We start from the raw sequence: 12,717 nt of genomic DNA, 5'->3' as shown, positions 1-12,717 counted from the left end.
CGTGTCCGGATCCCCGCCGCCGACCGGTGGTTTCGTCCGCCGTATCGGACTCTTCCAGGCCACCGCCATCAACATGAGCCAGATGTGCGGCATCGGCCCGTTCGTCACCATCCCGCTGATGGTCACCGCCTTCGGCGGGCCGCAGGCCGTGATCGGGTTCGTCGCCGGCGCGGTGCTCGCCCTCGCCGACGGTCTCATCTGGGCCGAACTCGGCGCCTCGCTGCCCGGTTCGGGCGGCAGCTACGTCTATCTGCGCCAGGCCTTCCAGTACCGCTCGGGCCGGCTCATGCCGTTCCTGTTCGTGTGGACGGCGATGCTCTTCATCCCGCTGATCATGTCCACCGGTGTGGTCGGCTTCGTGCAGTACCTCGGGTATCTCGCCCCGCGCATGAGCGACACCACCGGCGACCTCGTCGGGCTCGGCATGATCGCGCTCGTCGTGCTGCTGCTGTGGCGCGGCATCGAGAACATCGCGCGGCTCACCGCCGTCATGTGGGCCGTGATGATCGCCTCGGTGGCCCTGGTCATCGTCGCCGCCGCGACCGACTTCAGCCCCCACCGCGCCTTCACCTACCCGTCGCACGCCTTCGAGCTCACCGGCAGTCACTTCTGGCTCGGCTTCGCCGCGGGCCTCACCATCGGCATCTACGACTACCTCGGCTACAACACCACCGCCTACATGGGCGCCGAGATCAAGAACCCCGGCCGCAATCTGCCGCGCTCCATCATCTACTCCATCGTCGGCATCATGGCGATCTATCTGCTCCTCCAGATAGGCACCCTCGGCGTCATCGACTGGAAGCGGATGACCGACCCCGGCGACATCGCCTCGACCTCGGTCGCCTCCGCCGTACTGGAGGAGACCTGGGGCAAGGGCGCCGCCGACGTCGTCACGGTCCTCATCCTCGTCACCGCCTTCGCCTCGGTCTTCACCGGACTGCTCGGCGGCTCGCGGGTGCCCTACGACGCGGCCCGCGAGCGCGTCTTCTTCCGCCCGTACGCGAAACTCCACGCCAGGCACCGCTTCCCGACCCTGGGCCTGGCCACCATGGGCGTCATCACGGCCGTCGGCTTCCTCATCGGCCGCCACACCGACCTGGCCACCCTCATCCAGCTGCTCACCACCGTGATGGTGCTGGTCCAGGCGCTCGCGCAGATCGCCGCGGTGACGGTCCTGCGCAAACGGCAGCCCACCCTGCGCCGCCCGTACACGATGTGGCTCTACCCGCTGCCCAGCCTGGTCGCCCTCGTCGGATGGCTGGTGATCTACGGGTACGCCGACAAGAACTCGCCCGGCCGCCATCCCATCGAGTGGTCGCTGGCCTGGCTCGCGCTCGGGTGCGTCGCGTTCGTGGTGTGGGCGCGCTTCGAGAAGGTCTGGCCGTTCGGGCCGCGCGAGGTGCGCGAGGAGTACGTGGAGAACCCGGTCGTGGACGAGGTGAGCGCCTGACGGGTAGGTGCGCGAGTTGGCCCCCGCCGTATCGGGCAGGGGCCAACTCACCAGCAATCAGGGTTGGTTGCCGCCCTCCTCGGTGATCGGGATCGACTTCGAGAGCGGGGCGGGCGCGGCCGGGGTCTGGCCGTTGACGCCCTGACCGGTGGCCGCCGTGCCGTTCTGGTGCATCGACGAGAGGAGCTGGCGCGCCAGGCCGAGGCCCGTGCCGCCCATCGTCAGTGCCTTGGCGAACATCTCCGACATGCCCTCGGCGCCGTTCAGGAGCACCATGTGCTCCACATTGCCGAACGCGCCCGCGCCCGCCTCCACGATCTGCGGCCAGTTCTCGGCCAGTTGCTGCGCGACCACGGCCTCCTGGTTCTCCGCCAGGGCCGCCGCGCGCGCCTTGATCGCCTCGGCCTCGGCCAGACCCTTGGCCCGCGCCGACTCGGCCTCCGCGAGACCCCGGGCCTGCGTCGCCGCCGCCTCGGCCTCACCGGTGGCCCGGGTCGCCGTCGCCGCGGCGAGTCCCCGCGCCTCGGTCGCCTGGGCCTCGGCGGCCGCGGCCGCCCTGACCCGGGCCGCCTCGGCGGCGGAGGCCAGTTCGGTCTCCTTCGCCTTGGCCTGGGCGGCCGAGATCCGCGCGTCGCGCTCGGCCTCGGCCATCGTCCGCTTCTGGTACGCCTGCGCGTCGGCGGGCTTGCGCACATCCGCCTGGAGCTGCTGCTCACGGCGGTGGGCCTCCAGCTCGGCGACCCGGGTCTCCTGGACCACGACCTCCTGGCGGGCGGCCGCCTCGGCGAGAGGTCCGGCCTGCTGGGACTTGGCGGCCGCCTTGTCCCGCTCGGCCTGGTAACCCGCCTGCAGGATCTCGCTGTCCCGGGTCACCTCCGACATCCGGGCGAACGCCTGCTGCTCGGCCTCGGTGGCCAGCAGGTTGGCCGCCGCCTGCGCGATCCGCGCGTCCCGTTGCACGGCGGCCGCGTGCGGCATCGCGAGGTTCTTGATGTAGCCGGTCGGGTCCTCGATCTCATGGATCTGCAGCGAGTCGACGATCAGACCCAGCTTCTCCATCTCCGTACCGCACGCGGCCCTGGTCTGGCCGGTGAGCTTCTCCCGGTCGCGGATCATGTCCTCCACCGTCAACCCGCCCACAATGGACCGCAGATGGCCCGCGAAGACGTTGTGGACGCGCTCCGACATCAGCTTCTGCTGGTCCAGGAAGCGCCGTCCGGCGTTGGCGATCGACACGAAGTCGTCGCCCACCTTGAAGATGACGACGCCCCGCACCCGCAGCGGGATGCCCTGATGCGTCACACAGTCCACCGAGAGCTCGGTCTCGTTGAGGTCCAACGACAGCTTCCGGACCGCCTGCACTCCCGGCAGTACGAGCGTTCCGCGCCCGGTGACGATCCGGAATCCCATGCCCTCGCCGAGGCCCTCGGTCTTGTGCTTGGAACCGGAGATGATGAGTGCTTCGTTCGGTTCGGCCACTCGCCACATGAGCTTGAACAGGCCGATCAGAACGATGATGGCGGCGAGAACGAGTCCCGCCGCGACGCCGATGACCATCGGCATGCGCCCCCTTTTGACGTGGTGCCCATCGGCACCGACGAAGGGAGTTTGCTCCTGGCCATGTCATGCGAGAAGACGCTGACGGATCCTTGTCGCAATCTTGATACCGGCAGGTGACAGCGGTGGGACCAGCCCGGATCGGCCGCGCTCGGCTGATGGCCGCAGGGCTCAACTGTCGTACGCCGGAGGGCTCAGCCGTCGTACGCCGAAGGGCCTCAGCTGTCGTACGCGGGCGTCACATAGACGGTCCTGGGCGGCAGATATTCGACAACCGTGACCACCGTCCCGGTTTCGATCCGGTCCTTCGCCATGGCCGGATATGCCAGGAAGTGCTCGGCGCCGCCCCGGATGCGCACGATGACCTCGCCGACCAGACCGGGCCCGATGGTGCCGGTCACCCGGCCGAGCAGTCCCACCATGGTGCCGTCCCCCGTACCGTGATCCATGTCCGACCGCCTTCCCCTGACGTGGAGGGTATATCCGGTTGTGACCGTACCGACTTCGGCCATCCGCCGGACTTGGGGCCCGGTGGTTCTGCGAGGATGCCGAACGCGATGAGTCAGACACCCGAGCAGCCCGCCGAACGTCCCGTCCCGACCAGCGCCGATGTCGCGCGACTCGCCGGAGTGTCCCGCGCGACGGTCAGCTACGTACTCAACAACACCTCGGCCGTACGGATCAGCGAGCCCACCCGGGTACGGGTGCGGGAGGCGGCCGAGGAGCTGGGGTACGTGCCGCACGCGGCGGCCCGGAGTCTGCGCGCCGGGCACACCCGGATCGTGCTGCTGCCCAGCGGGCACACCCCCGTCGGCCCGCTCTACACCCGCTTCCTCGACGAACTCCAGCGCGCGCTGCGGCGGCTGGACTACACGGTCGTGCAGTACGCGAGCCTCGGCCTCGGCGCCGAGGACGCGGCCCGTGCGTGGGCCGAGCTGCGGCCGGTCGCGGTGATCTCCCCGGGCGAGACCGAACTGACGGCTCAGGGCGTCGAGTTGCTGAAGCGGTCGGGGGCGCGGGCGGTGATAACGCTCGCCCCGCAGCCCGTCGAGGGCACGCACGCGCTGGTGATGGACCAGCGCGAGATCGGTCTGTGCGCGGTCCGCCACCTCCTGGAGCGCGGCCACCGCCGGATCGGTGTGGTGGTCCCCACCGCACCCGGCCTTGAGCTCTTCGCCCGCCCCCGCCTGGCGGGCGCGCGCAAGGCCGTCGCCGGTACGGACGCGGTGGTCGAGCCGCTGGAGATGGCGTACGAGGAGGACTCCGCGGCGCGGCTGGCCCGCCGGTGGCGGGGGCTCGGTCTGGACGCGGTGTTCGCGTACAACGACGAGTACGCGATGCTCCTGATGCGGGCGTTCCAGGACGCGGGCGTCGCGGTCCCGGCCGAGGCGGCCGTGATCGGCGCGGACGATCTCCTCCTGGGCCGCCTCCTGCGGCCCCGCCTGACCACGGTCCGCGTCGACATGGTCGCGGGCCACGATCTGGCGGAGCTGGTGGACGGAGTCGTCCGCGACCCCACTGGCGTGGGGGAGCGACGCGATCTCCTCACGGCGAGCGCGGTACACCGGGAGTCGACGTGAGGGTGCGCTCTGCCGGGCGTGGCTGTTCGGCTGCGGACCGTGCTGGGTTGCTCGCGCGGTTCCCCGCGCCCCTGGATACTTCGCCGCAGTCGGGGAACCTGGCTCAGCCACAGGCATTTAGGGGCGCGGGGACTGCGCGAGCAACCCAAGACGGCCCGCACCCAAAATGACGGCCCGCCTTCAGGGGCGCGGGGAACTGCGCGACCAGCCCAGTACGGTCCGCAGCCGAAAAGGGGCCCCGGTCCCACCGGGGGAAAACCGCCCCGCCATGGAGTGGCGAGCCCTCACACCCCCCGCACCCCACCTAGCGTGAGCAACATGCCCACACACCCCACCCGCTTCGAAATCATCCTCGTCCCCGCCCACGTGGAAACCCGCGGAAACGCGAGCGTCGCCGACAGTGCCGTCCGCTCGGCCGTGGTCGAGGCGACCGGCGAGAGGGGGGAGACGGGGTACCCCAGGTACGCCGGCCACGGACTTGTCGCCGACATCGACCCCCGCACCCGTACCGTCGAGGCCCTGCTCGTCGACGGCGTGGAGCTCGACTACGGCCTCACCGCGCTCATCGTGCCCGAGGAGTGACCCAGCGCCGCCAGATCGGCCTCGATCAGCGCGGCCGTCGCCCGCAGCGGCGCGAGCAGCGTGCGCAGCATCTGCGCGGGCGTGCCGCGCCCGGCGTGCTGCGCCACGTTCACCGCCGCCACCACGCGCCCGTCCGCCCCGCGCACGGGTACGGCCAGTGAGCGCAGGCCCTCCTCCAGCTCCTCGGTCACGAGCGCGTGGCCCTCGGCCGCGACCCGCTCCACGATCCGGGCGAGCCCGGCGGCGGAGGTCACCGTGTTCGGGGTGAGGGCGGGCAGCCCGTCGGGCAGCGCGGGCCGCTCCCCGGGTGCCAGACCGGCGAGCAGCACCCGCCCCATCGAGGTCGCGTACGCGGGAAAGCGCGTCCCCACCGTGATGTCGATGCTCATGATCCGTACGGTCGGGACGCGCGCCACGTAGCGGATGTCGGCCCCGTCGAGGACCGCCATCGACGCCGACTCGCCGGTACGCGCGACGAGCCGCGCCAGATGCGGCTGCGCGACCTCGGCCGGGCCGAGGCCCGAGAGACGCGCGCAGCCCAGCTCCAGGACGCGGGGGAGGAGGCGGAAGCGCCCGTCGTAGGCCCGCGCGTAGCCCAGTTGAAGGAGCGTCAGGAGCGAGCGGCGGACGGTGGCGCGGGCCAGCCCCGTCGCCGTGGCGACCTCCGTGAGCGTCAGGCCACCGCCCGGGTCCGCGCCCAGGGCGCACAGCACCGCGAGCCCCCGGGCCAGCGACTGGAGGAACCCCGGGCCGAGCTCGCGCTTCAGGTCGAGGGAGGTGTCGTGGGCCCGCCCGGTCGCCGCGTCCGGGGTGCGCCGCGCGGCCAGTGCCGCCTCCAGGTCGCCGCGTGCCGCGAGCAGCCCGGGCAGCACGGCGTCCCGCAGTGACGCCACGGAGTGCCGGCTCGTATGGCTCACCACGCTCACCGCGCAGGACGTCCGGCCCGCCCCGTCGCGTACGGGCACCGCCACCGCGATCAGCCCCGGCTCGATCAGCTGGTCCTCGTCCGCCCACGTCAGCGCCGAGTCGGCGAAGAGCGCCCCCGGCGCGCAGCGCCCGCCCGGCAGCAGGTCGCCGACGCGGAAGGCGAGGGAGACCGCGCGGCGGCGGGCGTCGCGGTGGACGACCCGGGCGCCGGCGATGTCGGGGACGGCCACCAGGACCGACTCGTCCAGTGCGTCGGCGAGCCGCCGGGTGAGCGGGCCCAGCGCGGCCGGTATCCCACTGCCGCGCAGATACGCGCCGGACAGCTCCATCAGGCGCGGCGCGAGCGTCACTTCCCGGCCATCGGCGCGGACCAGGGCGAGCCGGTCGAGGGTGGCCACCACCCGGTCGACCGTCGCGCGGGCCAGGCCCGTGGCGCGCACGAGCGCTGCCCGGTCCGCGTCGCCCGCGGCCAGCACGCGCAGCACCGCGACCCCGCGTACCAGGGGGCCGACCGGCAGGGTGTCGGACATGGTCCTCCCAGGGCCGTTGACAGCGCGCGGGGGCGGGCAGAGACTCGGGACTGATTGTGAACCAAAGTTCACTGGGCGAACAGCCCGCGTACCAACTGAACAACCGGCGCACCACCTGAACAAGCGGCGCATCACGCGAACCACGCGAGCGGGCCGACGAGCGGGAGAGATTTCGATGAGCATCCGGGACGTGTACATCGTCGACGCCGTGCGCACCCCGATCGGCAAGTTCGGCGGCGCTCTCGCCGCCGTGCGCCCCGACGACCTCGCCGCGCATGTGGTGAGGGCGCTCGTCGACCGTTCCCCCGAGCTCGACCCGGCCCGCGTCGACGACGTGTACTTCGGCGACGCCAACGGCGCGGGCGAGGACAACCGCGATGTGGCCCGGATGGCCGTCCTGCTCGCCGGGCTGCCGGTCTCGGTCCCCGGTGTCACCGTGAACCGCCTGTGCGGATCGGGCCTTGAGGCCGTCATCCAGGCCGCCCGCGCCATCGCGGTGGGCGACGCGCACATCGCCGTGGCGGGCGGCGTCGAGTCGATGTCCCGCGCGCCCTGGGTGATGCAGAAGCCCGAACGCGGCTTCCCGGCCGGTCACCAGCAGCTCTGGTCGACCACGCTCGGCTGGCGGATGACCAACCCGAAGCTGCCCGCCGAGTGGACGGTGGCGCTCGGCGAGGGCGCCGAACTCATCGCCGAGCGGCACGCGTTGAGCCGCGAACAGCAGGACGCGTTCGCCCTCGACAGCCACCGCAAGGCCGCCGAGGCCTGGGCGAAGGGGCTGTACGACGGCGAGGTGGTCCCGTACGAGGGTGTCGATCTCGTCCGTGACGAGTGCATCCGCGAGACGTCCTCCATGGAGGCGCTCGCCAAGCTGAAGCCCGCCTTCCGCGCGGGCGGTTCGGTGACGGCGGGCAACTCCTCGCCGCTGAACGACGGCGCCGCGGCCCTGCTCCTGGTCGACGAGGAGGGGCTGCGGGCCACCGGCCGCGAGCCGCTGGCCCGGATCCGTACGTCCGCCGTCACCGGGATCGAGCCGCAGCTGTTCGGGCTCGGGCCCGTCGAGGCGGTGCGCACGGCGCTGGCCAAGGCGGGGCGGGGCCTCGCCGACCTGAGCGTGTTCGAGCTCAACGAGGCGTTCGCCGCGCAGTCGTTGGGGTGTCTGGCCGAGTGGCCCGAGCTCGACCCGGCCGTCGTCAACCCGCGCGGTGGCGCCATCGCGATCGGCCATCCGCTCGGCGCCTCGGGCGCCCGGCTCGCCGGTGCGGTGGCGCATCAACTCGCCGCCGCGGGTTCGGGTGTGGGCCTCGCCGCGCTCTGCATCGGCGTCGGCCAGGGTCTCGCGCTCGTCCTGGAACGCTGAGCGATCAGGTCAGGGGCCGGTCGCGTCGGCGCGGGCCCGGGGCCGGTACCGTCGGCGTCGGCCCAACTGCCCCGTGCGGGCGCCGCGTTCTCGTACGACACGCTGATACCCGAACGCTCTCGTACGACACGAGCTCGTACGACACGAGTGAGACTGGAGACCCTTCATGCCCCTGCTCGACCCCAAGACCTGGCAGTCGCGGACGCTGTCAGGGATTGCGTACGAGGTCACCGAGCCCGCCACCGGGGAGAGCCTGGGCGCCGTCACGCTCGCCGGCGCCGACGACGTGGCGGCCGCCGTCGCCGAGGCCCGCGCGGCACAGCCCGGCTGGGCCCGCACGCCGCACTTCGCCCGCGCCGCCGTGCTGCGCCGGGCCGGGGACCTGTTCGCCGAGCACGCCGACGAGCTGCGCGAATGGCTCGTACGGGAGTCGGGGGCGATACCCGGCAAGGCCGGGTTCGAGCTGCACGTGGCCGCCCAGGAGTGCTACGAGGCGGCCGCGCTCGCCTCGCGGCCGCTCGGCGAGGTGCTGCCCAGCGAGGAGCCCAGACTCAGCTTCACCCGCAGAGTGCCGGTCGGCGTCGCCGGGGTCATCGCGCCCTTCAACGCCCCGCTGATCCTCGCGATCCGCTCCGTCGCGCCCGCCCTCGCGCTCGGCAACGCCGTGCTGCTCAAGCCCGATCCGCGCACCGCGGTCTGCGGCGGGCTCGCGCTCGCCGCCGTGTTCGCCGAGGCCGGGCTGCCCGAGGGGCTGCTGCACGTCCTGCCGGGCGGCGCCGACGCGGGACAGGCGCTGGTCGCCGACCCGGGCGTCCCGGTGATCTCCTTCACCGGCTCGACCGCCGCCGGGCGCAAGGTCGGCGAGGCGGCCGGACGGCTGCTCAAGCGGGTCCATCTGGAGCTCGGCGGGAACTCCGCGCTGGTCGTCCTGGAGGACGCCGACATCGAGGCCGCCGTCGCGCAGGCGTCCTGGGGCTCCTTCTTCCACCAGGGACAGATCTGCATGACGACCGGCCGCCACCTCGTGCACACCTCGCTCTACGAGGAGTACGTGGAACGGCTCGCCGCGCAGGCCGACGCGCTGGCGGTGGGCGACCCCCATCGCGAGCAGGTCCACCTCGGGCCGCTCATCGACCGGGGCCAACTCGCCAAGGTCCACGGCCTGGTGGAGACGAGCACGGCGCGCGGTGCCCGGCTGGTGGCGGGCGGCACGCATCGCGAGCTGTTCTACCGGCCGACCGTGCTCGCCGACGTCGACGACCACACTCCGGCGTACGCCGAGGAGGTCTTCGGGCCGGTCGCGCCGGTACGCCCGTTCCGGACCCTGGACGAGGCGGCGGCGCTGGCCGCGGACGGGCCGTACGGGCTGTCGCTCGGCATCGTCACCCGGGACACCGCGCTCGGTCTGGAGCTCGCGGACCGGATCCCGACGGGCATCGCCCACATCAACGACCAGACGGTCAACGACGAGGCGGTCGCGCCCTTCGGGGGCGTCGCAGCGTCCGGCACGGGGGCGCGGTTCGGCGGCTCGGCCAACCTGGAGGCGTTCACCGAGCTGCGGTGGACGACCGTGCGTCGGGAGGCGGCGGGGCATCCGTTCTGAGCCTGTGCTGGAGGTGCGGTGGGTCGGCTGCGGATCGTGCGGGGCCGGTCGCGCAGTTCCCCGCGCCCCTTGTAGGTTCGGGCGATCCGATTCGCCCGGCCCCTGCGGGTCAGGTTCGCCCGGCCCCTGCGGGTCAGGCGGGCCGGTTCCCCTGGATCATGCGTTCGGGGCGGTCTCTATGCTGACGCGGTGAACTCGGTCCTCTCGGGATTTCTGCCCATCTGGGCGCTCACCGCCTGCGGCTGGGGCGCCGGGCGCTTCCGTGTGCTCGGCGACCAGGCGCAGCACGTCCTCGGGCGGTTCGCGTTCACCTTCGCGATGCCCTCGCTGCTGTTCCTGACCATGTCCCGCTCGCACCCCGGTGAGCTCGCCCGGCCGGGCGTGGCCGTCTTCGCGCTCAGCCTCGTCGCGGTCTTCGCGGCCGGACTGCTGGTCAGCCGCTGGATGTTCCGGCGCAAGCGGGGCGAGCAGGCGATAGGCGCGATGGCCGCGTCCTATGTGAACTCGGCGAACCTCGGCATCCCGGTCGCCGTGAACGTGCTGCACGACACTTCGTTCATCGTCGCCGCCGCGCTCTTCCAGATGCTGTTCATCACGCCGCTGATCCTGGTCCTGATCGAGCTGGACGTGCGGCGTGCGGCCCGGGAGCGGTGGACGCGCATCCTGCAACTGCCGCTGCGCAACCCGGTGATCGGGGCCTCGGCCGCCGGGCTCACGATCGCGGGGCTCGGGCTGCGGCTGCCCGCCGAGGTGGTCTCGCCGCTGCAGACCCTCGGCGGCGCCGCCGTGCCCTGCGCGCTGTTCGCGCTCGGCATGTCGCTGAACGCCCGCGCCCAGGCCGACGCCGACGGCCGGGCCGAGCGGATGATCCTGGTGGGGCTGAAGGTCGCGGCCCAGCCGCTGCTCGCCTATGCCCTGGGGCGCTGGCTGTTCGGGCTCGACGGGCACGCCCTGTTCGCGGTGGTGCTGTGCGCGGGGCTGCCGACGGCCCAGAACGCCTTCATCTTCGCGTCCGAGTACTCCCTGGACACCGAGCTGCCCAGGGACACCGTGCTGCTCTCGACGTTGCTGTCGATGGTGTCCCTGTCGCTCATCGCGTGGCAGCTCGGCTGAGGCCGGGGCGGGGCTCCTCGGCCGGCCGGGGCCTCAGCCGGCCTGGTTGTCGGCCTCCGCCACCGACTTGCGGACCTCGTCCATGTCGAGGGCCCGCGCCTGGCGGATGACGTCCTCAAGGGCGGCCTCGGGCAGTGCGCCGGGCTGGGAGAAGATCGCCACGTTCTCGCGGACGATCATCAGCGTGGGGATCGAGCGGATCTCGAACGCCGCCGCCAGCTCCTGCTGCGCCTCGGTGTCCACCTTGGCGAAGACCAGGTCCTCGTGGCGTCCGGAGGCCGCCTCGTAGACCGGGCCGAACTGCCGGCAGGGGCCGCACCAGGAGGCCCAGAAGTCGATCAGGACGAAGTCGTTGTCCGAGACGACCTCGTCGAAGTTCTCCTTGGTCAGCTCCACAGTAGCCATCAGTACTCCCTCTCTCCGGCCTCACCGTGAAGCCGCCTCGCACAACGGCGTCCGCCGCCGTCGTATTCCGTTCGCTTGTCGCTGCCACACGGCTGCCCCTGTGGCTCTCTCGTACACCCGCCACCACAATGTCGGCATGACGGAAGCCTTGGAGTACGACGTAGTGGTGCTGGGCGCCGGACCGGTCGGCGAGGTGCTGGCGGACCGGGTGCGGGCGGCCGGGCTGAGCACCGCCGTGGTGGAGAGCGAACTGGTCGGCGGCGAGTGCTCGTACTGGGCGTGCATGCCCAGCAAGGCGCTGCTGCGGCCGGTGATCGCCCGCGCGGACGCCCGCAAGGTCCCGGGCCTGCAGCGATATGTGGGCGGCGACCTCGACACCCGGGCGGTGCTCGCCCACCGCGACGAGTACACCTCGCACTGGAAGGACGACGGCCAGGTGCGCTGGCTCGACGGGATCGGGGCCGACCTGTTCCGGGGACACGGGCGGCTGTACGGCACCCGGACAGTCGGTGTCGTCGGCCCCGACGGCGAGCACCACGTCCTCACCGCCCGGCACGCGGTCGCCGTCTGCACCGGCACCCGGGCGGTGGTCCCCGATCTGCCGGGAGTCGCCGAGGCCAGGCCCTGGACCAGCCGGGACGCCACCAGCGCCCAGCGGGTGCCGGACCGGCTCGTGGTGGTCGGCGGGGGAGTCGTCGGCGTCGAGATGGCCACCGCCTGGCGCGCGCTCGGCGCCGAGGTCACCGTCCTGGTGCGGGGCGGCGGGCTGCTGCCGAGGATGGAGCCGTTCGCGGGCGAGCTGGTCGCCGAGGCGCTGACGGAGGCGGGCGCGACCGTCCGTACGCGGGTGTCGGTCGCCGAGGTCGTACGGGACGCCACCGGCCCGGTCACGGTGGTCCTGGACGACGGCGAACGGATCGAGGCCGACGAGATCCTGTTCGCCACCGGCCGCGCCCCGCGCACCGACGACATCGGCCTGGACACCATCGGCCTGGAGCACGGCTCCTGGCTGCCCGTCGACGACTCCTGCCGGGTGGCGGGCAGCGAGTGGCTGTACGCGGTCGGGGACGTCAACCACCGGGCGCTCCTGACCCACCAGGGCAAGTACCAGGCCCGGATCGCGGGCGCCGCGATCGCCGCGCGGGCGGCCAAGGTCCCGCTCCTGGAGACCGACGCCTGGGGAGCCCACTCGGCCACCGCCGACCACGCGGCCGTCCCGCAGGTCGTCTTCACCGACCCGGAGGCTGCGGCCGTGGGCCTCAGCCTCGCCGAGGCCGAGGCGGCCGGACACCGGGTGCGGGCCGTCGACTACGACATCAGCGGGGTCGCGGGCGCGGGCCTGTACGCGGAGGGCTACCAGGGCCGGGCCCGGATGGTGGTGGACCTGGACCGCGAGGTGCTGCTCGGCGTCACCTTCGTCGGCCCGGGCGTCGGCGAGCTGATCCACTCCGCGACGGTCGCGGTGGCCGGCGAGGTCCCGATCAGCCGCCTGTGGCACGCGGTACCGGCCTACCCGACCATCAGCGAGGTGTGGCTGCGACTCCTGGAGACGTATCGGGACCAATGACGGGCTGTCTCCCGTCCTGTCGCCTTCGACTACCCGGGTGTAC

General features: G+C 72.7%; 11 protein-coding genes. 7 read left to right on the top strand and 4 right to left on the bottom strand.

The features are described 5' to 3' along the window. Nucleotide 1: 1 nt before the first annotated feature. A complete protein-coding gene (locus ACGFRG_RS22520; RefSeq protein ID WP_361418756.1) occupies nt 2-1,450 on the top strand; it encodes an APC family permease in 1,449 nt (482 codons plus the stop codon). A gap of 57 nt (nt 1,451-1,507) precedes the next feature. Here the strand turns inward: ACGFRG_RS22520 and ACGFRG_RS22515 are convergent, their stop codons facing one another. Next, nucleotides 1,508-3,013 (bottom strand): flotillin family protein, encoded by a 1,506-nt coding sequence (locus ACGFRG_RS22515; protein WP_393266437.1) that lies wholly within the window; start codon nt 3,011-3,013, stop codon nt 1,508-1,510. A gap of 212 nt (nt 3,014-3,225) precedes the next feature. Then, the gene (locus ACGFRG_RS22510; protein ID WP_188272798.1) at nt 3,226-3,429 is read right to left on the bottom strand and encodes a hypothetical protein; all 204 of its coding nucleotides are present in this window, start codon (nt 3,427-3,429) and stop codon (nt 3,226-3,228) included. A gap of 135 nt (nt 3,430-3,564) precedes the next feature. Between ACGFRG_RS22510 and ACGFRG_RS22505 the strand changes: the two genes are divergently transcribed. Beyond that, the gene (locus tag ACGFRG_RS22505; protein ID WP_361418750.1) at nt 3,565-4,587 is read left to right on the top strand and encodes a LacI family DNA-binding transcriptional regulator; all 1,023 of its coding nucleotides are present in this window, start codon (nt 3,565-3,567) and stop codon (nt 4,585-4,587) included. 318 nt (nt 4,588-4,905) lie between these two features. Further along, nucleotides 4,906-5,169, top strand: a complete 264-nt coding sequence (locus ACGFRG_RS22500; protein WP_361418747.1) for a hypothetical protein — start codon at nt 4,906-4,908, stop codon at nt 5,167-5,169. Here the strand turns inward: ACGFRG_RS22500 and ACGFRG_RS22495 are convergent. Continuing rightward, nucleotides 5,133-6,626, bottom strand: coding sequence for an IclR family transcriptional regulator C-terminal domain-containing protein (locus ACGFRG_RS22495; RefSeq protein WP_393266433.1), 1,494 nt, complete (start codon nt 6,624-6,626; stop codon nt 5,133-5,135). The genes ACGFRG_RS22500 and ACGFRG_RS22495 overlap by 37 nt on opposite strands. 175 nt (nt 6,627-6,801) lie before the next feature. On the opposite strand from ACGFRG_RS22495, the gene ACGFRG_RS22490 reads away from it, so the two are divergent. The 3 genes from ACGFRG_RS22490 (at nt 6,802) to ACGFRG_RS22480 (ending at nt 10,702) form a co-directional block, all read left to right on the top strand. Next, a complete protein-coding gene (locus ACGFRG_RS22490; RefSeq protein ID WP_393266430.1) occupies nt 6,802-7,986 on the top strand; it encodes a thiolase family protein in 1,185 nt (394 codons plus the stop codon). 166 nt (nt 7,987-8,152) lie between these two features. Continuing rightward, nucleotides 8,153-9,589: a benzaldehyde dehydrogenase gene (locus ACGFRG_RS22485; RefSeq protein WP_393266427.1), complete on the top strand. Its 1,437-nt coding sequence runs from the start codon at nt 8,153-8,155 to the stop codon at nt 9,587-9,589. Nucleotides 9,590-9,778: 189 nt separating this feature from the next. Beyond that, nucleotides 9,779-10,702: an AEC family transporter gene (locus ACGFRG_RS22480; protein WP_393266425.1), complete on the top strand. Its 924-nt coding sequence runs from the start codon at nt 9,779-9,781 to the stop codon at nt 10,700-10,702. A 33-nt stretch (nt 10,703-10,735) separates the two neighbouring features. On the opposite strand, the gene trxA is transcribed toward ACGFRG_RS22480, so the two are convergent. Then, entirely contained in the window at nt 10,736-11,107 is a 372-nt protein-coding gene (gene trxA / locus ACGFRG_RS22475; protein ID WP_361418732.1) for a thioredoxin, read from the bottom strand. A gap of 136 nt (nt 11,108-11,243) precedes the next feature. Here trxA and ACGFRG_RS22470 point away from each other — a divergent pair, with 136 nt between their 5' ends. Beyond that, on the top strand, nt 11,244-12,674 hold the full coding sequence (locus ACGFRG_RS22470) for a dihydrolipoyl dehydrogenase family protein (protein WP_393266421.1): 1,431 nt from the start codon (nt 11,244-11,246) through the stop codon (nt 12,672-12,674). Nucleotides 12,675-12,717: the final 43 nt, after the last annotated feature.

Source organism: Streptomyces sp. NPDC048696 (assembly GCF_043198895.1).
Lineage (GTDB): Bacteria > Actinomycetota > Actinomycetes > Streptomycetales > Streptomycetaceae > Streptomyces.
This window is presented reverse-complemented; position numbering and strand designations above follow the sequence as displayed.